The organism is Bacillus sp. m3-13 (assembly GCF_000175075.1).
In the GTDB taxonomy this organism is placed as follows: Bacteria; Bacillota; Bacilli; order Bacillales; family Bacillaceae_I; genus Sutcliffiella_A; species Sutcliffiella_A horikoshii_C.
In genome coordinates, this window is sequence record NZ_ACPC01000016.1 from 1 (window position 1) to 24207 (window position 24207).

The 24207-nt window shown below is 40.3% G+C and carries 22 protein-coding genes and 3 pseudogenes; 23 read left to right on the plus strand and 2 right to left on the minus strand.

The window, feature by feature from the left end:
• The first annotated feature begins 170 nt into the window (after positions 1-170).
• The 6 genes and pseudogenes from M313_RS0108075 to M313_RS0108105 all read left to right on the plus strand — a co-directional run bounded on the left by M313_RS0108075 (position 171) and on the right by M313_RS0108105 (position 5983).
• Positions 171-626 carry a DUF2663 family protein gene (locus tag M313_RS0108075; protein ID WP_010194066.1) on the plus strand — a complete coding sequence of 152 codons (456 nt, stop codon included), beginning with the start codon at positions 171-173 and terminating at the stop codon, positions 624-626.
• A 68-nt stretch (positions 627-694) separates the two neighbouring features.
• Positions 695-1471, plus strand: a complete 777-nt coding sequence (locus M313_RS0108080) for a metallophosphoesterase (protein WP_010194067.1) — start codon at positions 695-697, stop codon at positions 1469-1471.
• A gap of 152 nt (positions 1472-1623) precedes the next feature.
• Positions 1624-2541 (plus strand): annotated as a pseudogene (locus M313_RS26945) (MerR family transcriptional regulator).
• A gap of 99 nt (positions 2542-2640) precedes the next feature.
• Positions 2641-3231 (plus strand): genetic competence negative regulator, encoded by a 591-nt coding sequence (locus tag M313_RS0108090; protein WP_010194071.1) that lies wholly within the window; start codon positions 2641-2643, stop codon positions 3229-3231.
• Positions 3232-3431: 200 nt separating this feature from the next.
• Positions 3432-4709: a Glu/Leu/Phe/Val family dehydrogenase gene (locus M313_RS0108095; RefSeq protein ID WP_010194072.1), complete on the plus strand. Its 1278-nt coding sequence runs from the start codon at positions 3432-3434 to the stop codon at positions 4707-4709.
• A 305-nt stretch (positions 4710-5014) separates the two neighbouring features.
• On the plus strand, positions 5015-5983 hold the full coding sequence (locus M313_RS0108105; protein WP_010194075.1) for a YpdA family putative bacillithiol disulfide reductase: 969 nt from the start codon (positions 5015-5017) through the stop codon (positions 5981-5983).
• Positions 5984-6405: 422 nt separating this feature from the next.
• Here M313_RS0108105 and M313_RS0108110 read toward each other — a convergent pair whose 3' ends face one another.
• Complete coding sequence (locus M313_RS0108110; RefSeq protein WP_029326395.1) at positions 6406-7380, minus strand: asparaginase; 975 nt, start codon at positions 7378-7380, stop codon at positions 6406-6408.
• Positions 7381-7521: 141 nt separating this feature from the next.
• On the opposite strand from M313_RS0108110, the gene prsW reads away from it, so the two are divergent.
• The 9 genes and pseudogenes from prsW to fni all read left to right on the plus strand — a co-directional run bounded on the left by prsW (position 7522) and on the right by fni (position 15669).
• On the plus strand, positions 7522-8172 hold the full coding sequence (gene prsW, locus M313_RS0108115) for a glutamic-type intramembrane protease PrsW (RefSeq protein WP_010194077.1): 651 nt from the start codon (positions 7522-7524) through the stop codon (positions 8170-8172).
• 196 nt (positions 8173-8368) lie between these two features.
• The gene (locus tag M313_RS0108120) at positions 8369-9400 is read left to right on the plus strand and encodes a cell wall hydrolase (protein ID WP_050780666.1); all 1032 of its coding nucleotides are present in this window, start codon (positions 8369-8371) and stop codon (positions 9398-9400) included.
• Between the two features lie 18 nt (positions 9401-9418).
• Positions 9419-10759, plus strand: a complete 1341-nt coding sequence (ypeB, locus tag M313_RS0108125) for a germination protein YpeB (RefSeq protein ID WP_010194082.1) — start codon at positions 9419-9421, stop codon at positions 10757-10759.
• 97 nt (positions 10760-10856) lie between these two features.
• Positions 10857-11519, plus strand: coding sequence for a flagellar brake protein (locus M313_RS0108130; RefSeq protein WP_010194085.1), 663 nt, complete (start codon positions 10857-10859; stop codon positions 11517-11519).
• A 63-nt stretch (positions 11520-11582) separates the two neighbouring features.
• A complete protein-coding gene (locus M313_RS0108135) occupies positions 11583-11765 on the plus strand; it encodes a YpfB family protein (RefSeq protein ID WP_010194087.1) in 183 nt (60 codons plus the stop codon).
• Positions 11766-11863: 98 nt separating this feature from the next.
• Positions 11864-12547 carry a (d)CMP kinase gene (gene cmk / locus M313_RS0108140; protein ID WP_010194090.1) on the plus strand — a complete coding sequence of 228 codons (684 nt, stop codon included), beginning with the start codon at positions 11864-11866 and terminating at the stop codon, positions 12545-12547.
• 2 nt (positions 12548-12549) lie between these two features.
• A pseudogene (locus tag M313_RS23070) lies at positions 12550-13132 on the plus strand (lysophospholipid acyltransferase family protein).
• 294 nt (positions 13133-13426) lie between these two features.
• A complete protein-coding gene (gene rpsA, locus M313_RS0108150) occupies positions 13427-14569 on the plus strand; it encodes a 30S ribosomal protein S1 (protein WP_010194098.1) in 1143 nt (380 codons plus the stop codon).
• 38 nt (positions 14570-14607) lie between these two features.
• On the plus strand, positions 14608-15669 hold the full coding sequence (gene fni, locus M313_RS0108155; RefSeq protein WP_010194100.1) for a type 2 isopentenyl-diphosphate Delta-isomerase: 1062 nt from the start codon (positions 14608-14610) through the stop codon (positions 15667-15669).
• A gap of 567 nt (positions 15670-16236) precedes the next feature.
• Here the strand turns inward: fni and M313_RS25140 are convergent.
• Complete coding sequence (locus M313_RS25140) at positions 16237-16368, minus strand: YpzI family protein (RefSeq protein ID WP_010194104.1); 132 nt, start codon at positions 16366-16368, stop codon at positions 16237-16239.
• Positions 16369-16530: 162 nt separating this feature from the next.
• On the opposite strand from M313_RS25140, the pseudogene M313_RS26950 reads away from it, so the two are divergent.
• From M313_RS26950 to spoIVA, 8 genes and pseudogenes are all read left to right on the plus strand, one after another.
• Positions 16531-17099, plus strand: a pseudogene (locus M313_RS26950) (YphA family membrane protein).
• Positions 17096-17995 carry a YIEGIA family protein gene (locus M313_RS0108175; protein ID WP_010194116.1) on the plus strand — a complete coding sequence of 300 codons (900 nt, stop codon included), beginning with the start codon at positions 17096-17098 and terminating at the stop codon, positions 17993-17995. The pseudogene M313_RS26950 and the gene M313_RS0108175 overlap by 4 nt, the downstream one beginning before the upstream one ends.
• Positions 17985-18170, plus strand: coding sequence for a capping complex subunit for YIEGIA (locus tag M313_RS0108180; protein WP_010194118.1), 186 nt, complete (start codon positions 17985-17987; stop codon positions 18168-18170). The genes M313_RS0108175 and M313_RS0108180 overlap by 11 nt, the downstream gene beginning before the upstream one ends.
• A gap of 216 nt (positions 18171-18386) precedes the next feature.
• Entirely contained in the window at positions 18387-19697 is a 1311-nt protein-coding gene (gene der / locus M313_RS0108185; RefSeq protein ID WP_010194120.1) for a ribosome biogenesis GTPase Der, read from the plus strand.
• Between the two features lie 17 nt (positions 19698-19714).
• Positions 19715-20752 (plus strand): NAD(P)H-dependent glycerol-3-phosphate dehydrogenase, encoded by a 1038-nt coding sequence (locus tag M313_RS0108190; protein ID WP_010194122.1) that lies wholly within the window; start codon positions 19715-19717, stop codon positions 20750-20752.
• Between the two features lie 749 nt (positions 20753-21501).
• Positions 21502-21708 carry a DUF2768 domain-containing protein gene (locus M313_RS0108195; protein WP_010193639.1) on the plus strand — a complete coding sequence of 69 codons (207 nt, stop codon included), beginning with the start codon at positions 21502-21504 and terminating at the stop codon, positions 21706-21708.
• Between the two features lie 21 nt (positions 21709-21729).
• On the plus strand, positions 21730-22461 hold the full coding sequence (locus M313_RS0108200; RefSeq protein ID WP_010193641.1) for a YphF family lipoprotein: 732 nt from the start codon (positions 21730-21732) through the stop codon (positions 22459-22461).
• Positions 22462-22708: 247 nt separating this feature from the next.
• Positions 22709-24187, plus strand: a complete 1479-nt coding sequence (gene spoIVA / locus M313_RS0108205; RefSeq protein ID WP_010193642.1) for a stage IV sporulation protein A — start codon at positions 22709-22711, stop codon at positions 24185-24187.
• Positions 24188-24207: the final 20 nt, after the last annotated feature.

Genomic DNA, 24207 nt, shown 5'->3' on the forward strand with positions numbered 1-24207 from the left:
CGGAAGTCAACAGCGTCGTTTACCCAACAACTAAAATTTTGTAGTTTAAAACTAGGCGGTTTACTGCCTGGTTTTTTTAATTATCCCCTCAACCTTTCTATTAGTAAATCATAGAGTGGATGTGTTCTGCATAGTTTTTTAGTAGGACAGGTTGGAAAGAGGGGATGACAGTGGAACATGCAATAAAGACGCTCAACCATCATACAGACGAAGCAACAAAACAAACGCTACAACTCTTAGTAGACAAAAAACGAAAACAAGATACATTTAAAAAGAGGGAGTGGAGATGGAGAATATCCTGTTGCATTACTTTAGGATTATTTTTAATGTACATCTACTTCTTTATTTTCAAGCAATTCGCTTCTTATTCAGCAAGCATTTCCTATTTTTTTGATCGCTCTATTCATTTTTGGATTGTCATGTTTATTGGCTATCAGATTGGGATGATTAAGTACTTGCTGTATAAAAAAGATAAGGCAGAAAAAGAGTACCATGACCTCAGAAAGGAAATGGTAAAACGAAGTGATGACTATTGGCCGAAGCCTGCAGACTGGAAGCAACGACACCAAGTATTTGATCTTATGAAAAAAGAGTTTGATATCAATCTATATCATGAGACAAAGTGAGTTTGCTACAAATTTTGGAGAGTGTGATATAGTTGGATTACAACTATGTACAAAAGGGGAAGTTCGAGATGATATGGATCATACTTGGAGTGGTAGCTCTTTTTGGAGTATCACTTCTTTTCTATATGTATAAGCAAGCAATGCAAGAAAATATTATAGAGCAAACTCTTGCATTTCCAGATTTTCCGCAAAGCTTTGGTAAAATAAGAATCTTCTTTATTTCAGATATACATAAACGGAAAGTCAGTGCGGAGTTCATTAATAAAATAAACAACATAGATTTGGTGATTATAGGTGGGGACTTAACAGAAAAGAAAGTGCCTCTATCACGAGTTTCTGATAATATTGAACAACTAAAGAAACTGGGCATTGTTTTTTTCGTATGGGGTAATAATGACTATGAGGTGGAATATCACGAATTAGACTCCCTGCTTCTTCAACACGGAGTGAAAATATTAGATAACACCAGCTATTTGTTTGAAAGTGAACTTGGTGACAGACTGGAATTAGTTGGGGTGGACGACCTGGTCCATGAACGGGATGACCTTGCCACTGCTCTAGAAGAAACGAAGAGCGACAGTTTTAAAATTTTGGTCAGTCATGAACCTGAAATTGTTGAGAAGTTTACAGATAGAGAAAAAATCAGCCTTGTCTTAAGCGGGCATACGCACGGCGGGCAAATTAGGATTTTTGGTTTCGGTCCTCATGAAAAAGGAAGACTGACTCAATTGCCATATACAACACAGTTAATCAGTAATGGCTTTGGGACTTCTTTAGTGCCGCTTAGGCTTGGTGCCCCGCCTGAAACACATATTTTGACTGTTACTACACGAGCGGAGGCCTGATTTTCAGGTGCCGCTTTTTTACTTTGATGGCATAACTTTCTTAAGTCTCTCAGAAAAGATGACACCTATTCCAAACCTATACAAAGTTTACACAGCACCATTCGTGCTATATAATGCAAGTAATGATTTTGAAAAGAGAGAAAGGGATCTGTATGGCAAATAATGAAGGTAAATACAATATTAAGGCAGCATCCAAAAATGCTGGGTATCCAACCGGGTACATTAAGGGCTTGGGAAAGAAGATATCAGATCATCGCTCCCGTAAGGAATGAGTCCGGGCACCGATTATACGCGGAAGAGCATATCAAAATACTGAAGTGGCTAATACAGAGGGTAAATAAAGGCTTCACCATCAGTCAAGCTGTTTCACTTCTTGAAAAAAACAATCAGGCTCTTTTGGAATCAGATTCTACACAACATACAGATCAAAGAAGATTTATCTACTGATTTGCTAAACCAATTACTAGAAGCTCTATTGGAGTTCAATGAAGGTCAAGCTCATGAATTAATGGATAAAATATTCAGTTTATATTCTGTAAGAAAAAGTGTTAATAGATATTTTGGGGACGCTATTAGTGAAGGTTGGTGACATGTGGGAAAATGATGAAATATCAAGTGCACATGAACACTTTGCGTCTGCATTTTTGCGTTCTAGAATAGGAATGATTCTTCATGGATTACCAGTGAATGGATTTTTACCTAAAACCGTGTCAGTATGCGGACCTGGTGAATGGCATGAATTGGGATTATTGATATATACACTGTTTGTGCGTAGAAAAGGCTTTGAAACCATATACTTAGGAACAAGTATTGCCGATGAAGATATTCATATTGTTTTAAAAGAAGTACAACCGAAATTTTTATTCCTGTCATGTACATTGTCCATTAACCTGCCAAAAACATTAGAAATGGTGACAGCGCTTAAAGAACAATATCCGGACCTCTTGATTGGGTTGGGAGGTACCGCAGTGGATAAAATGCCAGAAATTAAAAAACATAAATACGCTGATCACCTTATCGGAAACTCAATGAAAGAATGGGAAGATTGGCTAAGGGTCAGAATGAACTGATTTCATCTGCAACAATACGAATTACTCACGAACCAACTTACACCTTTTATCATAAAATGTAAGAAGTTCTATGGTGTTAAAGGTTGGGAGGAGTCTTTCATGCGGCTGGAACGTTTAAACTACAACAAGATAAAGATATTCCTCACATTTGATGACTTGGAAGATCGCGGGTTAACAAAAGAGGATTTATGGAAAGATTCGCAAAAGGTTCATCAGCTGTTTCGTGACATGATTGATGAAGCTAGTGCGGAGCTGGGTTTTGAAGTGAGTGGATCATTGAATGTGGAAGTATATGCCCTTCAAGCTCAGGGCATGGTGGTAATTGTAACATCAACAGAACACGAGGAAATAGAAGAAGAGTTCAATGATGATTATATAGAGATGCAAGTGACAGTAGATGAATGCCAAGAACTGTTTTATGTATTTCAATCTTTCGACCACTTAATCGATTTAGCCAAAAGGCTTCAAAGCCTCAATATAAATGGCGGTACCATTTATTCGCATGATCATATGTTCTATCTTCTCCTGATGGAAGAAGATGTGGATGCAGACATGGATATCGACACCTTAATTGCACTATTATCTGAATACGGGACACCATCGACCATGACGATACACCGAATAGAAGAATATGGAAAATTGATTATGAAACAATCCGCTATGAAGCAAATAAATTCTTATTTTAATTAGAAAGCAGCCTATTCTACATAGATCATTTTGTAGTGTAGGCTGTAAGTATTTTCTGATATTTCTTACGTTTTGTAATCGGTTACATTTTTTTAATAAAAGTTTATTTTCTATCTTTGCATAAGTTGAAGTAAGGTGTATACTATGTCATGAAGATGGACTATTTCAATCTTATTATGTGAGACAATCTAGGAGGTTTACTTATGGTAGCCGAGAAAAGCAATGATAAAAAAAGTTCTGAAGACAAGTTAGATGTATTAAAATCGACACAAGTTGTTATACATAAAGCATTAGAGAGGCTAGGCTATCCCGAAGAAGTCTATGAATTACTAAAAGAACCTTTGCGCATGCTTACGGTAAAAATCCCTGTCCGGATGGATGACGGATCAGTAAAGATCTTTACTGGATATCGCGCACAACATAATGACGCAGTTGGACCAACTAAAGGTGGAATTCGTTTCCATCCAAATGTCTCTGAAAAAGAAGTAAAAGCACTATCCATCTGGATGAGCTTAAAATGTGGAATAGTGGATCTTCCATACGGTGGAGGTAAAGGCGGGATTGTTTGTGATCCTCGTGAAATGTCATTTAGGGAACTAGAAAGACTAAGCCGCGGCTATGTCCGTGCAATCAGCCAAATCGTAGGACCAACAAAAGATATTCCTGCTCCAGACGTGTTCACTAACTCCCAAATTATGGCCTGGATGATGGATGAATATAGCAGAATCGATGAATTTAACTCTCCTGGATTTATTACAGGAAAACCTCTAGTATTAGGTGGCTCACATGGCCGTGAATCAGCTACAGCTAAAGGGGTTACCATCTGCATTCGTGAAGCAGCGAAGAAAAAAGGAATTAATATTGAAGGAGCTCGCGTAGTTGTACAAGGTTTCGGTAATGCGGGTAGTTACCTTTCCAAGTTCATGCATGATGCAGGTGCAAAGGTTGTAGGTATTTCTGATGCGTACGGCGGACTGTATGATCCAAACGGTTTGGATATCGACTATTTATTAGATCGTCGTGACAGCTTCGGAACGGTTACAAAACTTTTCAACAACACGATTACCAATAAAGAATTGCTTGAGCTTGAATGTGATATTTTGGTTCCGGCAGCGATCGAAAACCAAATTACGGAAGAGAACGCACATAATATCCGTGCTAAAATTGTAGTAGAAGCAGCGAATGGACCTACAACTATTGAGGGTACACAAATCCTTACGGACCGTGGCATTCTTCTTGTTCCCGATGTGCTTGCAAGTGCGGGTGGAGTAACAGTTTCCTATTTTGAGTGGGTACAAAATAACCAAGGTTACTACTGGACAGAAGAAGAAGTAGAAGAAAAGCTTGAAAAAGTAATGGTGAAATCGTTCAACAATGTGTACGAAACATCCCAAAGCCGCCGTGTAGACATGCGATTATCCGCATACATGGTCGGTGCACGTAAAATGGCCGAAGCATCCCGCTTTAGAGGCTGGATTTAATATTTGCTTAAGCTTTCACAATCCCCTATCATATAATGATGGGGGATTTTCTGATTGTGCAAGCTAACCCTTGTTGATCGAAGTGGAAGGCTCGAAGACTCCTCGAAAATGCTATCGCATTTTCTTCGTGCGATGTATTGCTGTCGAAGTCTTCCTTGTCCTGCGGGAGGAAGGGACAGGGGAGACCCCACAGGCGAAGCCGAGGAGGCTCCCGGACCGCCCGCGGAAAGCGAAGAGCCTGGAACGGAGATCAACAAAGTATAAAATAAAATCCCCTGAATTTAAAAATACGGAGTTGAACAACGGTGATAAACAGAGATGCCATCATTGTCGGCGGTGGTCCATGCGGACTGGCAGCAGCCATTGCACTAAAAGATGCAGGACTATCCCCTCTTGTCATAGAAAAAGGAAACATTGTAAATGCCATCTACAATTACCCAACGCACCAAACCTTCTTCAGCTCAAGCGAGAAGCTCGAGATAGGAGAAGTGCCTTTTATCACAGAAAACAGAAAGCCTGTTAGAATTCAAGCTCTGACATACTATCGGGAAGTAGTGAAGAGAAAAAAAATTGAAGTGAACACGTTTGAATTAGTAGAACATGTGGAAAAAGTTCAGAACGGTTCATTTATCGTACATACATCCAAACAATCCTATTCCACAAAACATGTCATCATTGCGACTGGCTATTATGATAACCACAATAAACTGGATGTGCCTGGGGCTGACTTAGACAAAGTATCGCATTACTTCAAGGAAGGGCATCCTTATTTTGATAAGCATGTGGCTGTCATTGGGGGGAAGAACTCTAGTGTGGATGCGGCATTAGAATTAGTAAAAGCAGATGCACATGTAACAGTCATTTACCGTGGGGAGACATATTCGCCAAGTGTAAAACCATGGATTCTTCCGGAATTTGATGCGTTAGTACGTAATGGCACCATTCGAATGGAATTTGAATCTAATGTGACAAGCATTACCGAGAAAGAGATTTCATTTGTTAATAAAGATGGTGAGGAGCAAACGATCTATAATGATCATGTGTTTGCCATGATTGGGTATCATCCAGACCATTCCTTCTTGACGAAGATGGGAGTCGGGATAGATGTAGAGACAGGACGTCCCACCTTTAACGAGGAAACGATGGAAACAAACGTATCGGGGATTTTTATTGCTGGTGTTATTGCAGCAGGTAATAATGCAAACGAAATTTTTATTGAAAACGGCCGCTTTCACGGCGGGATGATTGCGGAATGTATTAAGGGGAGAGAATAGTAATTATAGATATTGGGTGTGAATTGGACTATCTAAGCTCCAAGTCGCACCCAATACTTAAAAACAGAAACAGAGAAGGCGTCTCAAGGCCCGAAGCAAGCAACGAAACCCGAAGACGGTAACAGAGAAGGCGTCTCAAGGCCCGAAGCAAGCAACGAAATCCAAAAACGGTAACAGAGAAGGCGTCTCAAGGCCTGAAGCAAGCAACGAAACCCGAAAACGGTAACAGAGAAGGTGTCTCAAGGCCCGAAGCAAGCAACGAAACCCGAAGACGGTAACAGAGAAGGCGTCTCAAGGCCCGAAGCAAGCAACGAAACCCGAAGACGGTAACAGAGAAGGCGTCTCAAAGCCGGAAGCAAGCAATATATCACCAAAACGGTAACTGAGCCCCAGAGTCGCCATCTCCCTAAACTTATTGGCACTTATCTTAAAAACAATTCCTGTAATTCACTTGGACCATTTGTACTCTCTAAGGCAACCATCAGTTTAATTCTGGCTTTTTGCCCGTTCAGTCCATTCGAGAATATTACGCCAAGCTCTTTTAACCTGCGTCCGCCCCCTTCATAGCCATAAATATCCTGCACTATTCCGTTAAAGCAACGTGATACCATCACAACTGGGATATTTGCTTCCCTCAAAGACTTTATGCCCTCCACAGCTGTAGGAGGAATGTTACCTTGTCCGAGAGCTTCTAATATAACACCGTCCACTTGCATATCTTTTAATGCATGAAAAATACTTGAATCCATGCCGGCATATGCTTTTAAAAGCATGACGTTTTTCGTGATGGCATCTACCTGGTATTTGTCTTTGGAAACGGGCGAATGGTGAAAAAATGCTCCTCGTTTAGTTACAATCCCAATTGGACCATATTGAGGGCTTTGAAATGTTGCGATATTAGATGTATGTGTCTTTGTTACGTTCTTGGCGGTATGTACTTCATCATTCAGTACAACGAGCACGCCTTTATTCTTGGCTTCTTCGCTAGCCGCAACCTTTACAGACGAAAGGAGATTATAAGGGCCGTCAGAACCAATTTCGTTGCTTGAACGCATTGCTCCGGTCAGCACGATTGGAACCCGTGTTTGAACCGTTAAATCCAAGAAAAAGGCGGTTTCCTCTAAAGTATCCGTTCCGTGCGTAACCACAAACCCCTCAATACCTTGTTCCATAACCTGTTGATCAATAAATTTTGAAAGCAAAAGCATGTGTTGTGATGTTATATGTGGGGAAGGAAGATTAAATAGTTCATGACTTTCAATATGAATGTTAGAGTCAACGATCAAAGGGATGGTGGTCAAAGGATTTCGTTCACCTGGCGATACTGCGCCGGTTTGTTCGTCCTCTGACATCGAGATCGTCCCACCTGTGTGAATAATCATGATTTTCTTTTTCATAGTCGTATGCACCTCATTAGTTTAGGCTTTCTCTTTAATCATTATATTTTACAAACAATTTCCAAAAGTTTAGACATCTTATTTCATTAATTACGATAACATGATACGATAAAAAAAAACAGATTGAAACGAGGCTTATTTATGCTGGCAGTTGTATCCGCCGGGATTGCTCCAGGCTTAGCATTGTTGTCTTATTTTTATTTAAAAGATACTTTTGAAAAAGAACCAATCACCTATGTATTTAAAATATTTATGTTCGGTGCACTGCTAGTGTTTCCGCTAATGTTTATGCAATACGTAATTGAACTCGAGCTTGGGGTCACCTCACATTTAGTAAAAGCTTTCCTTATGTCGGGTCTTCTTGAAGAATTCTTCAAGTGGTTTATCCTCATATATCTTGTCTATCAAAATCTCCATTTTGATGAGCATTACGACGGAATTGTATATGGTGTAGCTGTTTCTTTAGGCTTCGCTACAGCAGAGAATATTCTCTTCTTGATTGCAAATGGAGTGGAGCTAGCCTTTGGCAGAGCAATTCTCCCTGTCTCCAGTCATGCTTTATTTGGCGTGATTATGGGCTACTATATTGGAAAAGGTAAATTTAACACGAATATTAAACATAAACGGATATGCCTTACGTTGTCTTTATTGACTCCGATCTTCTTGCACGGAATGTACGATATGATTATTCTCTCTCAGAAATATTGGGGATTATATATGGTTCCATTTATGATTTTTTTATGGTGGCTTGGCCTAAGAAAAGTAAAGCTTGCAAATACTGTAGAAATATAGCTCGCACAAACGTTAAATACATTGACGTATGTGCCGGGCTATTTTTTATGTGGAAATAATCCATATTATGGAATACCTCTTTTCTCCAAATGTATCTGTATAAAATACCAATATCTACAGAAAATACATTGTAACAATTGTTTAAAGAAGACAAAGGAGGAAATGTAAGGTGAAACGGTTACTAATAATTTCATGTATGTTCCTTTTTAGCACATGTATGTTATTTTCGATAAATCAAAACTCAGTCAGTGCCTTTTCTGAACAGATCATCCAAAAAGGCGCGACAGGGAATGATGTTGTCGAATTGCAAGCCCGCCTCCAATATAACGGTTATTACCATGCAAGGATTGATGGGGTATATGGATGGAGCACATATTGGGCTGTGAAAAATTTTCAGCAAGAATTTGGTCTAGACCATGTGGATGGATTAGTTGGTCCTAAAACGAAAGAAATGCTTCAAAAAGCTACAAAATACAATAAAGAATGGGTTCACCAGCAAATCAATGCTGGTAAGAAATTTACGCATTATGGCGGTATGGAACTAAAGTATCAAGTGGCACCATCACAAGCGACAGTTGATAAAGCAAAGCAAGGAGCAGCAAACCAATGGGCTAAGCAAAAAACGCAATATCAAAAGCAAACTCCTGCACCGCAAAAGGATCAAGCAAAGCCTGCACCTAATCAAGAGCAACCTGCTCCAGGACAACAACAAGAGCAACCAGCACCGGAACAAGAGCAACCAGCGCCAGAGCAGCAGCCAGCATCGGAACAGGAACAACCTGCCCCGGCTCCTGAAGAACAGGCTGCTCCCGAAGATCAACCGGCAGAAGATGAAGGAGAAGCACAGAGTGCAACCAATATGCCTGGTGGATTTTCGGAAAATGATATCCAATTGATGGCAAATGCAGTCTACGGAGAAGCACGTGGAGAACCGTATGAAGGTCAAATCGCGGTGGCTGCGGTTATCCTTAACCGCATCAACTCACCGACATTTCCAAATACTGTATCAGGGGTGATCTTTGAACCACTTGCGTTTACAGCGGTGGCTGACGGTCAAATTTGGTTAACACCTAATGAAACAGCTAAAAGAGCGGTTGTTGACGCAATCAACGGAATGGATCCATCAGAAGGGGCAACGTATTATTTTAATCCTGATACGGCAACAAGTGGATGGATTTGGGGACGTCCGCAAATTAAGCGAATTGGAAAGCACATTTTCTGTGACTAAAGAAGAGGGTGAAGAATTATGTTGAGACTTGTTATCATCGCTGTATTAGCAATTGCAGTAGCAGGAACAGGCTATTGGGGTTATCAAGAGCATCAAGATAAAAACGCAGTCCTCATTAATGCGGAAAACAATTATCAGCGTGCTTTTCATGACCTTGTCTATCATGTAGATTTGTTGCATGACAAAATAGGAACAACCTTGGCAATGAGTTCAAGAGAGCAACTTTCGCCATCCTTTGCCGAGGTATGGAGAATCACATCAGAAGCCCAGAACGATGTTGGCCAGTTACCATTGACACTCCTGCCTTTTAACAAAACGGAAGAGTTTTTGACGAATACAGGGGACTATACGTATCAAGTGGCCGTTAGGGATTTGGACAAAAATCCTTTAACGGATGAAGAATATAGTACACTTCAAGCGCTTTATCAAAAGTCGGATGAAATAAAACAAGAACTGAGAAGAGTTCAAAGCATGGTTATGAGCAACAATCTGCGCTGGATGGATGTAGAGCTTGCGCTTTCTGCTAAAGACCAGCCGCAGGATAATACGATTATTGATGGCTTTAAAACGGTCGAGAAAAACGTGGAAGGTTATGATGAAGCAGACTTCGGACCGACTTTTACCTCCATGAATCAGGAAGATAAGAATTTTAGCCAGCTTTCAGGAAAAACGATAACAGAAGAAGAAGCAAAAAAGATTGCCGATAAATACTTAGAACTTGAAGGAAACGAAAAAATCACCATTACGGAAAATGGCGAAGGCTCAAAGTTTGGTTTTTACAGTTTGAAAATAGTTGATAAAAATCAACAGGACACATTCATGGATATTGCCAAAAAGGGTGGTATACCTATTTACTTGGTCCAAAATAAAGAATCGAAAAAAAAGAACATTAGCTTAAACGAAGCAACGGAGAAAGCCAGAAACTTTTTGAAACAGAATAAATTTGACACGCTGGATTTATATGAGAGTGTAGAATACAACAAACTTGGTATCTTTACATTTGTGTCAAATGTAGATGGGGTGCGGATATATCCAGATTCCATCAAAATGAAAGTCAGTCTTGAAACAGGTGAGATTGTCGGCTTTTCTGCTAAAGATTACTTAATGTCCCACCACTTAAGAGAAATACCTGAACCTGGTATTTCATTAGAAGAAGCAAAACAGAGAATCAATGAAAAGGTAATGATCATGGAGGATTCCCTTGCCGTTATCAACAATGATCTTGGCGAAGAGGTACTGTGTTATGAGTTTCTGGGGACAATCGATAATGACACCTATCAGATCTTCATCAATGCCAATGATGGACGTGAAGAAAAAGTGGAAAAACTAAAAAACCCGGAACTGTTATATGATTTGTAATTATATGGAGGAAAAGTCAAAATTGGCTTTTCCTTTTTTTCGTAAAATGGTTTAATAAGTATATAGAGAGAACGGTTTTGTTAAGGGAGGCAGTTTTTTGTTAAAACCAGGGGTCGTATTAACGCTGCAAGTGAGAAACGATGATAAAGTTGAAAAATATAGATGTAAAGTACAGGAAGTAAAAGAGAGAGAGTTTTATGTCGACTATCCATCACACATGGAGAACGGGAGAACGACCTACATATTGAATGGTACACAATTACTCATTACATATGTGACAGATGAAGGTGTTGCATATACATTTGAAAGTGAAGTCCTTGGAAGAATGAAACAAGCAATTCCAATGGTACAATTGTCCTTTCCGGGTTATCACCAGGTATTGAAAGTTCAGAGGAGACAGTATGTGAGGGTCGAAAGTAATATAGATGTATCGGTTCATCCGCTTTCCTTTCATTTTACTCCTTTCGTCACGGTTACACATGATATTAGTGCAGGAGGTGCTGCACTGATTTTGCCAGAAAAAGCCAGTCTGCCTGAAAAGGGTCATATTTTCACCACATTTGTCATTCATTTAAATAATGGAGAGATCCATTATTTAAAACTCAAAAGTAAAATCATTAGGTTAGTAGAGGATAAGGCAAAGAATAGGTGGAAAGTATCATTGCAATTTGATCCAGTTAATGAAGTGCAAAGACAAATCATTATGAAGTACTGCTTTGAACAGCAACTCTTGTTAAGAAAAACCCATTCTTTAGCATAATTCCTTCCAAATCCATCCATACTGATAGTAGTATAGAGATTGGTAAAAGAGAAGGAGAATAATATGAAAAGAGTGGAAAGGATCATTATCAAACTGATCGTCATCCAATTAATCTGTCTCATCTGTGCACAAGGACTCTTGTTATATACCGACTCAGCCCCTTTTTTAAGCAAGGTCATTCAGTATGAGGGAGTAGGCGGTATGAAGATAATAGAACATATAGAAACATTCGACCAAAGTAGATGAGTATGATAAAATATACATGCAATAAGTCTAAGAAAATATGCAGGGTGACCTGCTTTTTTCATGTGAAAAAATGATAAAAGGTACATTCAGGAGGAACTATGAAACAACAATTATCTATAGCAATTGATGGCCCTGCAGCGGCAGGTAAAAGTACGGTAGCAAAAATTGTAGCAGACAAATTAGGTTATTTATACATTGATACAGGCGCTATGTATAGAGCAGTGACATTCCAAGCGATTAGGGAAGATGTTAACCTTGAAGACGAGGTATCTTTACAACAACTAGTAGAAAAGATGGATATCGATCTTCGAATTGCAAACAATCAATCGCAGCATGTCTACATAAATGATGAGGATGTAACAGAGCAAATCCGCACACATGAAGTGACGAATAATGTATCCATTGTTGCCAAGCATAAACATGTCCGTGAAGAAATGGTTGCAAGACAAAGAGTACTAGCTAAAAGAGGCGGAGTGGTGATGGACGGAAGAGATATCGGAACTCATGTACTTCCTGATGCTGAAATAAAAGTATTCCTTTTGGCTTCTGTAGACGAAAGAGCACATAGACGACATGCCGAAAACCTATCAAAGGGCTTTGACTCAGATCTTGAAAAACTGAAAGAAGAAATTGCTAGAAGAGATAAGCTTGACTCCGAGCGTGAAATTGCCCCATTACAAAAGGCAGAAGACGCGAAAGAAATTGATACCACTTCCTTGAATATTAATCAAGTTGTGGAGAAAATTATGGCTTTAGTTCATCAAAATGAGGAGACTAGATAACCATGACATTTTACTCATTTGCCAAGTTCATCGTTTCTGTTGTGCTTAAGCCACTGTACCGCATTAAAGTGGTTGGCAGTGAAAATATACCTAAAGAAGGTTCCGTTTTAATCTGCTCCAATCATATAGACAATTTGGATCCTCCGGTAGTCGGCATTACTTCACCTAGAACCGTTCACTTTATGGCAAAAGAAGAGATCTTCCATGTTCCCATTTTAAAAAACGATCCTTCCAAAGCTTCATGCTTTTCCGGTAAAAAGAGGAATGAGTGATAGAGAAGCTTTGAGAAAAGCTTTAAAAGTGCTGAAAGAGGGGCATGTTTTAGGACTTTTTCCTGAGGGTACGAGAAGTAAAACAGGTGAATTGGGCAAAGGTTTGGCAGGTGCAGGATTTTTTGCACTCCGTTCCGAAGCAACAATAGTACCGTGTGCGGTCATCGGACCTTACAAGAAGTTTCAACCCCTGAAAGTGGTGTATGGAAAGCCTATCGATTTTACCCAACACCGTCTGGAGAAAATCTCGGCAGAAGAAGCTACTTTAGTGGTAATGGATTCCATAAGGGAACTTATCGAAAAAAACAGATAGTTTAAGAGTTTTGACTTGACAAAATGTCCTATTTATTAGAAGTTAGTAGAAGGAAGCTAAATTATGTAGGAATTTGTTAAGGTTATTTCTGCTAATTTATCACCAGGCAATGCTAATTGATCTGTCCGATCAATCAAGTAAGTTAACATCCGTTAATTTATGAATTATTACACGAAACAAATGCAACTTTTGTTAAGTTCGCATGTTAAGGCTAATGCCGGCATGCTTACGTAACGTCTACCGTTACTTACATAAATAATGGATTAGCTGGTTTGTATGGAGGAGGTAATAATGATGGTGGAAGACATGAATCAAGTAGAAGTTAACAATTTAGAGGTTGGCAACACAGTGACTGGAACAGTTACAAAAGTAGAAGAAAAACAGGTCCTTGTTTCTATTGAGGGCAGCAAGCTAGATGGTATCATCCCAATAAGTGAACTATCCAGCCTTCATGTGGAAAAAGCGACAGATGTCGTTTCAGAAGGTCAGGAACTTCAACTAAAAGTTACAAAGGTTGAAGAAGAATTACTAGTACTATCTAAAAAAGCAGTGGATGCTGACTTGGCATGGGAAGATCTGCAAAAGAAATTCGAATCCAAAGAAGTGTTTGAAGCTGAAATCAAGGATGTAGTCAAAGGTGGCCTTGTGGTCGATCTTGGCGTAAGAGGATTTGTTCCTGCTTCCCTAGTTGAAAATTACTTTGTTGATGACTTCTCTGATTACAAAGGGAAAACATTAACGTTTAAAGTGGTAGAACTTGAAAAAGAGAAAAACCGTGTGATTCTTTCTCACCGTGCAGTAGTAGAGGAAGAGATGCAAAATAAAAAACACGAGTTGTTAGATACCATTGAAACAGGTCAAGTGCTTGAAGGTACCGTACAACGAATTACGGACTTTGGGGCATTTGTTGATATTGGTGGAGTAGATGGATTAGTCCATATTTCTCAACTGTCCTATGAACATGTAGGAAAACCTTCAGATGTTGTGACGGAAGGTCAAAAGGTTAATGTTAAAGTTCTTTCTGTAGATCGCGACAACGAAAGAATTTCTTTATCCATTAAAGAAACATTGCCTGGACCATGGTCCCAAGTATCAGAAAAGCTATCTGCAGGTAGCGTAACTGAAGGTGTTGTAAAGCGCCTGGTTTCCTTCGGAGCTTTTGTTGAAGTACTTCCTGGTGTGGAAGGCTTGGTTCATATCTCTCAAATCTCCAACAAGCATATCGGTACGCCTCATGAAGTCTTAACAGAAGGCGATAAAGTACAAGTAAAAGTGTTGGACGTTAACGAAGCAGATCAAAGAATCTCCTTAAGCATCCGTGAGTTGGAAGAGCCTGAACAAGAAGAGGATTACAGTCAGTATAACCAATCAGAGGACACTGGCGGTTTCCAATTGGGCGAAATGATCGGGGATAAACTAAGCAAACTTAAGAAATAATAAACGATATACAAATAAATATGTCAAGGTGATAACTGGTGAGTAGAGCTCAAAGGAAAATGGACCATATACAACACGCATTAACTACAGGACAAGTAAGGCAAACTGGGTTTGACGATGTAATGTTTGTCCATCAAAGCTTGCCCAACCTCTCCACCACTGACATTCAATTGAATACAAAAATAGGCGAACTTTCACTAAGTTCGCCTATTTTTATCAATGCAATGACAGGTGGGGGCGGTAAAAGAACGTGGGAGATCAATAAGGCATTGGCTGAAGTGGCGAACATGTGCGATGTGGGCTTGGCAGTGGGATCACAGATGTCGGCGATTAAGGACCGGGATGAGGCAGCTACATACGAGATAGTTAGAAAAGCAAATCCTAATGGTCTGATCTTCGCGAATTTGGGAAGCGAGGCCACTGTGGACCAAGCCAAACAGGCAGTGGACATGCTAGAGGCGAATGCCCTTCAAATTCATCTGAATGTAATTCAGGAACTTGTCATGCCTGAAGGTGATCGTGATTTTTCGGGTGCTCTCGGAAGAATCGAGGATATTGTTAACTCCTTGAATGTGCCGGTAATCGTTAAAGAAACAGGTTTTGGCATTAGTCGCGAGACAGCTAAGAAATTAGTCGATGCAGGAGTGTCAATTATAGATGTTAGTGGTTTTGGAGGAACTAACTTCTCTAAAATAGAAAACGAGCGCCGTACACAAAGGTTGGAGTTTTTTAATGATTGGGGAATTCCTACCGCAGCTTCCATTGCGGAAGTGAAACATGCTGTACCTGGCACCTCGATTATTGGCTCTGGTGGAATACAAAAGCCAATGGATATTGCCAAAGCTATAGCTCTAGGTGCTTCAGCTGTTGGCTTAGCAGGTTACTTTTTAAAAGTATTTATGGAAGAAGGGCAAGAAGATTTAATTCACTTAATTCATCAAACACATGACGAATTGAGATGGATGATGACTGCACTCAGCGCCTCTACCATAGAGCAATTGCAGCAGGCTCCTATCGTGATTAAAGGTGATACGTATCATTGGTTGACTCAGCGTGGAGTAGAATGCTCCGCTTATAGCAATAGGATAATTCAAAATTAATATACACAAACCAACGCCTTCTTTCTGAATAATAGAAAGAAGGCGTTTTTTTATTGAGGGGAAGTTTATAATTCCGCTGATTTCCGTTCCAGGCGCTTCCGGGGTCTCACCTGTCCCTTCCTCCCGCGGGCGTCTGCGCGCTTTCCACTCCAATCAACAAGACGACTTCATTCATTCACCTAGGGTTTAATGAAAAGGTATCTAACCGAAGTGATATGAAAAAGCACTAACTTTTATACTTGTAATTCTTAATCGTCCGGATGAAGACCTCGGTGACGAGAAATCACGGGTAAAGATGTCCTCATAGTCGTTATGAAGACCTCGGTGACGAGAAATCAGGGGTAGAGATGTCCTCATCGTTGTTATGAAGACCTCGGTGACGAGAAATCAGGGGTAGAGATGTCCTCATCGCCAATATGAAGCCATTGGTTACAAGGATTTTGATAATAGTCAAAGATGAGCGCAAAGGAAAGATCCGGCCAAGGCCAACATTTCGAAGCTATGCGAAAAGCGAGAAACGCCCCAAAAGATTTTGGGACGTGGGTTTAGGTCGCGTTAGCGATTTTGTTATTTATTTCGCTCTCTTGCTCCTTCAGGGCCTTCCATACTTGTTGCTCCTGGATACTTTAGAGATTGATCTCGGTCTGATTCCGTTCTCTTTTGGGCTTTCAGTTTTCTTTCTTGTCTATCTTTTCCCATGTGATCACCTCTTTTCTCAGAATCTGTTTCATATTATTTGCTTAATCGGTAAAAACATACTGTGATGAATGATTAGTATTCTCTCTTTTTAGGCATAATGATTTGGTGAGAGGAGGGAGAAAAATGGAGACAACAGCACAATATTTTTATTTTTTAAGTTGGATGGGTTGGATTATCGTTACGTTTTTCTTCCCTAAATCTGCAATCAGAACAAATATGTCTATTCTCTTGCTAGTAGTAATAGCAGGCTCAACCACCACTGTACAAATGTTCGGCTTCACTATAACTGCCTCATTTCTTATGTTGGCTGTTACTGCTCTTATAATGCTAGTAAATTCATTAAAAGCAAAAATATATTTTACATTATTTCTCCATCTGTACCGTCGCGTTGGCGTATGTATGTTTTATTCATATTTGAAATATATGATCCGGTCTGGATTTTTCTAGACAGAACCTGGTTGCTTTCCGTCATTATCTTATATTTATCATTGCTCCTTTTTAAAACAAAGAGGGAAAGGTTCGTGTTTATGCTTACAGGGGTATTACTGGGTGAGGTTTTGCGCAGTATTGTAACAGACCGCATTTTTTCCTATTCGGATATTGGGTCCTTTGAGTTTATGGCAGTTCTCGCTTTGTCTTCAGCGGGAATGGGGACATGGATGATGTTTGAAACATTGACCATACACCTAGATTCTTTAATTCAAAAGCGCGTAAGGGAGAGACAAGGATGAATGAGTACACATTGCCCATAATTTTTGGGGTGGTAATAGGTTTAGCGACAAGGCTATATATGCTGGTGACCGACTATCGGCAATATCCTACCTATCTGCATGGGAAAATCATACACTTATCGCTCGCTTTCATTGCTTCAGGTCTAGGTACTATAGCGGTGCCAGCCATTATGGAAGAGGAGTTTGCGGCTATCACATTTTTAGCTCTGGCTGCTTCGCAATTTCGTGATGTAAGAAATATGGAGAGAAACACCCTTACGGAATTGGATGCATTTGAATTGGTACCAAGAGGAAGTACATATATCGAGGGAATCGCCATTGCCTTTGAAGGAAGAAACTATTTAGTTATGATTACTGCGTTTTTGGCCACGCTTGCTTATTTGGCAGCAAACATTTGGGTAGGGTTAGTTGTTGGTATTTCTGCGGCTCTTATATCCCATAAATTAATGACTGGTGGGCAGTTGAAGGATATTGTAGATATTGAGTATGTGAAGCCTCACTTTGATGGTGCAGGCTTGTATGTTGATAATATCTATATTATGAATATTGGATTACCTGATCGCCAAAAAGAAGTTTTGCAATATGGGATGGGCTTTATTTTAAAACCGAAAAATTTCAATGCCAGAACGACGATAGCAAACCTTGGACAGAGACAGGCGATTCTCCATGACATGTCGACAGCACTTGGAGTGTACCGTGATTCCGGTACGCCTGCACTTGTCCCGTTGGCTAAAAGGGATTTAGATGATGGCCGTGTAGGAGTATTCCTCTTACCACAGGAACAGGACTTGGAAATAGGGATGGCCATTCTAGAACGGGTACCAACTTTGGAAAATGCTATAAGAATGCCTACGAAAAACTTGAAGGAAAAGGTGAACAAGCAGGATGGAAGTTGAGAAATATATACTTGCTGTAATTACGACCAATACAAGCAAAATAGCTGGAGGAGCACCTATTTTCACCTGTGAAACGAAAGAGGAAATGGAATTTGTTGCAGCAAACCTTGAAGCGATACTAGACGGAATTGCACACGGGTTGGGTGAAGAATTATATATTATTGTCAAACATTAAGGCCAACATTATGGCTTTGCAAAAAGTCAGACTTCCTTATTGCGGGGAATAATGTTAAACTATTCAAGTTAGACCTTCCTTTGCAGGAGGGTTTCTTTTATTAGAAGATACAACAAAGTATCCTAAAACATTCTTTTGTAAAGACTAATAAAATCGAATGATTAGCATGAAAGAAATATTACATAAATTTTATAGAAAAATGGGAGGGTGGTCACCATGCCAAAACCAACCGTAGCGATCGTTGGAAGACCAAACGTGGGGAAATCCACAATTTTTAACAGAATCGTTGGAGAGAGAATTTCCATCGTAGAAGATGTACCAGGAGTTACTAGAGATAGAATATACAGTTCTGGAGAATGGTTAAACCAATATTTTAATATTATTGATACAGGTGGCATAGAAATTAGTGATGCACCGTTCATGACGCAAATTCGTGAACAAGCTGAAATTGCCATCGATGAAGCGGATGTAATCATTTTCATGACAAACGGCCGTGAAGGGTTAACTTCAGCTGATGAAGAGGTTGCAAAAATTCTTTATCGTTCTAAAAAGCCTGTCGTGGTTGCCGTTAATAAAGTAGACAACCCTGACATGAGAGATACCTTATATGACTTTTACGCACTAGGTTTTGGTGAGCCGATCCCAATCTCTGGATCACATGGATTAGGACTTGGAGACTTGCTTGATTTTGTCATTGAGAACTTCCCGAAAGATGAAGAAGAAGATTATGATGAGGATATCATTAAATTTTCATTAATTGGCCGTCCAAACGTCGGCAAGTCTTCTCTTGTGAACGCGTTGCTTGGTGAAGAACGTGTTATTGTAAGTGACATTGCAGGTACAACAAGAGATGCAATTGACACGCCTTACTCCTATGACGGGAAAGATTACGTTATTATTGATACAGCTGGTATGCGTAAAAAAGGAAAAGTATACGAAACGACTGAAAAGTACAGTGTTTTACGTGCTTTGCGTGCGATTGAACGCTCAGACGTTGTTTTAGTTGTGATCAATGGAGAAGAAGGAATCATTGAGCAAGATAAAAAGATTGCAGGATATGCACATGAAGCGGGAAGAGCCATTGTTATTGTAGTTAACAAGTGGGATGCCGTGGAAAAAGATGAAAAAACAATGAAGGAATTTGAGCAAAAAATCAGAGATCACTTCTTGTTCTTGGATTATGCACCGATTGTCTTCTTATCTGCTAAAACAAAGAAACGAGTCCATACACTTATTCCTAAAATCGACATGGCAAGTGAAAATCACTCCATGCGAGTGGTAACAACCGTGTTGAATGATGTTATCATGGATGCGGTTGCAATGAATCCGACGCCAACCGATAAAGGCCAGCGCTTGAAAATTTATTATGCGACACAGGTTGCAGTTAAACCGCCTACCTTTGTTATTTTCGTCAATGATCCAGAGCTTCTGCACTTCTCATACAAACGTTTCTTGGAAAATCGTATTAGAGACGCATTTGGTTTTGAAGGAACACCTATTAAACTAATCGCACGTCCACGAAAGTAAAAGGGAGGAGTGAGTCAGTGAAAAAGGTTGCTGTATTAGGAGCAGGAAGCTGGGGCACGGCCCTTGCAATGGTACTTGCCGACAATAATCACGAAGTACGTCTATGGGGGCATAAACAAGCTCAAATCGATGAAATCAATCAAAGCCATACGAATGAAAAATACTTAAAGAATATTAAGCTATCCGAAAAGATTGTAGGATTTACGTCCATGGCAGAGGCGGTTGATTCTGTAGAAACCATCGTTCTTGCTGTACCTACAAAAGCGATGAGGGAAGTGTGCCAACAATTAAAAGGTTATTTGAAGGCGCCGGCTTTATTTGTTCATGTAAGTAAGGGAATCGAACCTGATACACATTTAAGGGTGTCGGAAGTGATAGAAGATGAACTTCCGGAATCTATCCGTGAAGCGGTTGTCGTTCTTTCAGGTCCCAGCCATGCAGAAGAAGTAAGCATGAGACAACCTACAACGGTTACGGCAGCTTCTTTGAATCTTGCAGCTGCTGAAAAGGTACAAGACCTATTTATCAACCAGCATTTCCGTGTTTATACGAATAGTGATGTTGTAGGAGTCGAAATCGGTGGATCTCTTAAAAATATCATTGCGTTGGCTGCTGGTATTACGGATGGCCTTGGATATGGCGATAATGCGAAAGCTGCTTTGATCACAAGGGGGCTTGCTGAAATTGCTCGCCTTGGAAGTTGCCTTGGGGCCAATCCGCTTACATTCCTAGGTTTGACAGGAATGGGAGACCTAATTGTAACATGTACAAGTGTTCACAGTAGAAACTGGAGAGCTGGAAACATGTTAGGGAAAGGCATGAAGCTTGAAGAAGTATTAGAAAGCATGGGAATGGTTGTGGAAGGTGTACGTACCACCAAGGCCGCATATCAGCTATCCCAAAAGCTCCAAGTGAAAATGCCGCTAACATCTGCACTTTATCATGTATTATTTGATGGAGTGGATCCAAAGGATGCGGTGGATGAACTGATGAGCCGCTCTAAAACAACAGAATTGGACGACCTTGCACAACTCTTAGGTGACAGAGTCCAGTAAACTGAGAAACCCCTTCGTATTACGGAGGGGTTTCTGTTTGTTTTAAGAGAAGAAAGTCTATCATTAGGTTGATTTCCGTTCCAGGCGCTTCGCTTGCCTGCGGGCGGTCCGTGAGCCTCCTCGGCTGCGCCTCCGGGGTCTCACCTGTCCCTTCCTCCCGCGGGCGTCTTCGCGCCTTCCACTACAATCAACAAGGTGGCCTCATTTAACTTAGGTATTATCTGAAAAAGCATTAACATATCTTAACGTAATTTCTAGCTGTGGATTGGAGCAAAAGGCGGAGACTCCTGCGGGGAATAACGGTAGCTTGAGACCCCATAGCGCAGCGAGGAGGCTCAAGCACCGTCCCGCGGAAAGCGGAGCCATTTGCGTAAAGGAACAGCGGCGATCAACCAAAAACTAATGTCTAAAAACCCAATTTTTCTTAATGAATCTATACATAAAATAAACAAACACCCATCCTTTAATAGTGCATAACTTATAAGGAAGAAACCATAGGAGGGTGCTCAGGAAAGAAATCCATAATTTTTACAAGCTTTTTTACGATAAATAGGCATTTGGCGATGCATGTATGTAAAGTGCCGCATAAGATGTGTATGAGGATATCACTGGTTGAGCTGTGGGATTGGATTATTTAGTCTTTCTATTACTGCTGAAGTAAAAAGGGCCCCTTTTACTTCAGCTTTTTTTGTTGTTTCACTTCATGTAAATCTTATGCTATAATGTTTCACGGAAAAGGAGAGATGAGGATGTCACCTGCATTAATGAAGATGTGGATTTCGTTTGTAGCGATGGGGTTCATGATTATATCCGTTTTAACGGTTTATTTTACTAGATTCAAGGTGAAAAACACTATTATCAGAGGTATTTTGAATACGGTTGCTTTTTTATTGATTCTATTTGCCGGTCTAATTATTTTTTATGTTGTATTCAGTGGTCCTGTACCGGAGCAATAATGATGAAAGAAGGAATAATTTATGAAATTTAAAAGGTTCTTTCTAGTAGTAGGACTTCTGGTGGTAAGCAGCGTCCTTTCAGGTTGTTTATATCCCCAAGATCGTCTAAGGGAAAACCAAGTCCCTTATTTAGACCAACTTGAAGCGGTTCAGTCCTCAGTCGACCAATACCGCAAGGCATCCGGTGGCTTGTTGCCGATAAAAGACAGGGATATGGAGACACCAATCTATCAAAAGTATCCAATTGATTTTAACAAACTATCCCCAAGATACATACAAGAACCTCCTGGAACGGCATTCGAGAGTGGTGGAGTCTACCTCTATGTGCTTGTGGATGTTGAAGAAGATCCTAAAGTGAAGCTCATTGACCTTCGGGTGGCCGAACAGATTCGTGATATAAACATTAGAATTGATATGTACAAGCGCGCGAATAACGGATATGCCCCGATCAAAGAGGTAATAAATGATCAGGCATTCAAATTAGATTGGGAAAAACTCGGCTATGAATCAGAGCCTTTTGCAGAGAGTCCAATCTCAGGTAAAAACTTGCCATTTGTTCTAAATAACGCAGGACAAGCTCAATTAGATTATTCAATTGACTTGTACGATTTTCTGCAAGAACATGAACATAATTACAAACCAGGGGATGACATCCGTGACATCATAGTGGAACATTCCGTGTTTGTACCTGCTTTCTCGCTTGCCTATACTGTAGATGAGAACAATGAACCAGTGTTTTTAAATAAAGAATAGAATAGTTGTCATGAACCCTTTTTTAGAGAATACATTCTAAAGAAGGGTTTTTTGTTTTATTTACATGAAACATAATGCCCCCCTAATTCATGATATCAACCATATATAAAAATAAAGAGGGAAACGGGATGAATTTTCTATTAAAGTAGTCATATTTAATTAGGACAACATCATACACATATAGTGTCATAGATTATATCCTTACTAGAAAATGAAAATCCCAAGATAAATGTCGGGAGGGAATCACTTGGAAAAAGTAGATATTTTCAAAGATATCGCTGAACGTACGGGCGGCGATATATATTTAGGGGTCGTAGGAGCTGTTCGTACAGGGAAATCAACGTTCATCAAAAGATTCATGGAGTTAGTGGTTCTGCCGAATATAGGAAACGAGTCCGATAAAGCTCGTGCTCAAGATGAGCTGCCGCAAAGTGCAGCTGGTAAAACGATTATGACAACAGAGCCTAAGTTTGTTCCTAACCAGGCAGTAAAGGTTAAAGTAGATGAGGGCCTTGATGTAAATATCCGTCTTGTAGACTGTGTGGGCTACACGGTGCCTGGTGCAAAAGGTTATGAAGATGAAAATGGTCCGAGAATGATCAATACTCCTTGGTATGAAGAGCCAATCCCATTCCATGAGGCGGCGGAGATTGGTACCAGAAAAGTAATCCAAGAACATTCCACCATTGGTGTTGTCATTGCGACAGATGGCTCCATAGGTGAAATTCCTCGCAGAGACTACATTGAAGCAGAGGAAAGGGTTGTCGAAGAGTTAAAAGAAGTTGGCAAACCATTCATCATGGTCATCAACACCGTACAGCCACATCATCCGGAAACAGAGGCATTAAAGCGGGAGCTATGTGAAAAATATGATATCCCGGTAATTGCGATGAGTGTGGAAAGCATGAGGGAATCCGATGTCTACAATGTGTTAAGAGAAGCACTATTTGAATTCCCGGTACTTGAAGTGAATGTTAATCTTCCAAGCTGGGTTATGGTCCTGAAGGATAACCACTGGTTGCGTGAAAGCTACCAAGAGGCTGTAAAAGACACGGTGAAGGATATTAAGCGTCTTCGTGACGTGGACCGTGTGGTAGGTCAATTCAGCGAGTATGAATTCATTGACAGGGCCGGCCTTGCAGGAATAGAGATGGGGCAGGGAATCGCGGAAATCGATCTATATGCTCCAGACGATTTGTACGATCACATCCTCAAAGAAGTAGTGGGAGTGGAGATTCGAGGAAAAGATCACTTGCTGCAATTAATGCAAGATTTTGCATATGCAAAAGCGGAGTATGATCAAGTTTCAGACGCACTGAAAATGGTAAAACAGACAGGTTACGGCATTGCCTCTCCTGCTCTTACAGATATGAGTCTTGAAGAACCAGAGATTATCCGCCAAGGATCCCGCTTTGGGGTTAGATTAAAAGCGGTGGCGCCATCTATTCACATGATTAAAGTGGATGTGGAGAGTGAATTCGCTCCGATTATCGGAACTGAAAAGCAGAGCGAAGAACTTGTCCGCTACCTGATGCAAGACTTTGAGGATGACCCTCTATCTATCTGGAATTCCGATATCTTCGGACGCTCCCTGAGCTCCATTGTTAGAGAAGGAATTCATGCGAAAATATCGTTAATGCCTGAAAACGCCAGATACAAACTAAAAGAAACACTAGAGCGAATCATCAACGAAGGCTCCGGCGGCCTAATCGCGATAATTCTATAAGTCTTCTAGCTGTTGATTGA

What these genes read in the sequence shown, in the direction of transcription:
- M313_RS0108080 (WP_010194067.1), top strand. Translation starts at nt 695, where the DNA reads ATGATATGGATCATACTTGGAGTGGTAGCTCTTTTTGGAGTATCACTT.
- M313_RS0108090 (WP_010194071.1), top strand. Translation starts at nt 2,641, where the DNA reads ATGCGGCTGGAACGTTTAAACTACAACAAGATAAAGATATTCCTCACA.
- M313_RS0108095 (WP_010194072.1), top strand. Translation starts at nt 3,432, where the DNA reads ATGGTAGCCGAGAAAAGCAATGATAAAAAAAGTTCTGAAGACAAGTTA.
- M313_RS0108110 (WP_029326395.1), bottom strand. Translation starts at nt 7,380, where the DNA reads ATGAAAAAGAAAATCATGATTATTCACACAGGTGGGACGATCTCGATG.
- prsW (WP_010194077.1), top strand. Translation starts at nt 7,522, where the DNA reads ATGCTGGCAGTTGTATCCGCCGGGATTGCTCCAGGCTTAGCATTGTTG.
- M313_RS0108120 (WP_050780666.1), top strand. Translation starts at nt 8,369, where the DNA reads ATGTTCCTTTTTAGCACATGTATGTTATTTTCGATAAATCAAAACTCA.
- ypeB (WP_010194082.1), top strand. Translation starts at nt 9,419, where the DNA reads ATGTTGAGACTTGTTATCATCGCTGTATTAGCAATTGCAGTAGCAGGA.
- M313_RS0108135 (WP_010194087.1), top strand. Translation starts at nt 11,583, where the DNA reads ATGAAAAGAGTGGAAAGGATCATTATCAAACTGATCGTCATCCAATTA.
- cmk (WP_010194090.1), top strand. Translation starts at nt 11,864, where the DNA reads ATGAAACAACAATTATCTATAGCAATTGATGGCCCTGCAGCGGCAGGT.
- rpsA (WP_010194098.1), top strand. Translation starts at nt 13,427, where the DNA reads ATGGTGGAAGACATGAATCAAGTAGAAGTTAACAATTTAGAGGTTGGC.
- M313_RS25140 (WP_010194104.1), bottom strand. Translation starts at nt 16,368, where the DNA reads ATGGGAAAAGATAGACAAGAAAGAAAACTGAAAGCCCAAAAGAGAACG.
- M313_RS0108175 (WP_010194116.1), top strand. Translation starts at nt 17,096, where the DNA reads ATGAATGAGTACACATTGCCCATAATTTTTGGGGTGGTAATAGGTTTA.
- M313_RS0108180 (WP_010194118.1), top strand. Translation starts at nt 17,985, where the DNA reads ATGGAAGTTGAGAAATATATACTTGCTGTAATTACGACCAATACAAGC.
- der (WP_010194120.1), top strand. Translation starts at nt 18,387, where the DNA reads ATGCCAAAACCAACCGTAGCGATCGTTGGAAGACCAAACGTGGGGAAA.
- M313_RS0108195 (WP_010193639.1), top strand. Translation starts at nt 21,502, where the DNA reads ATGTCACCTGCATTAATGAAGATGTGGATTTCGTTTGTAGCGATGGGG.
- M313_RS0108200 (WP_010193641.1), top strand. Translation starts at nt 21,730, where the DNA reads ATGAAATTTAAAAGGTTCTTTCTAGTAGTAGGACTTCTGGTGGTAAGC.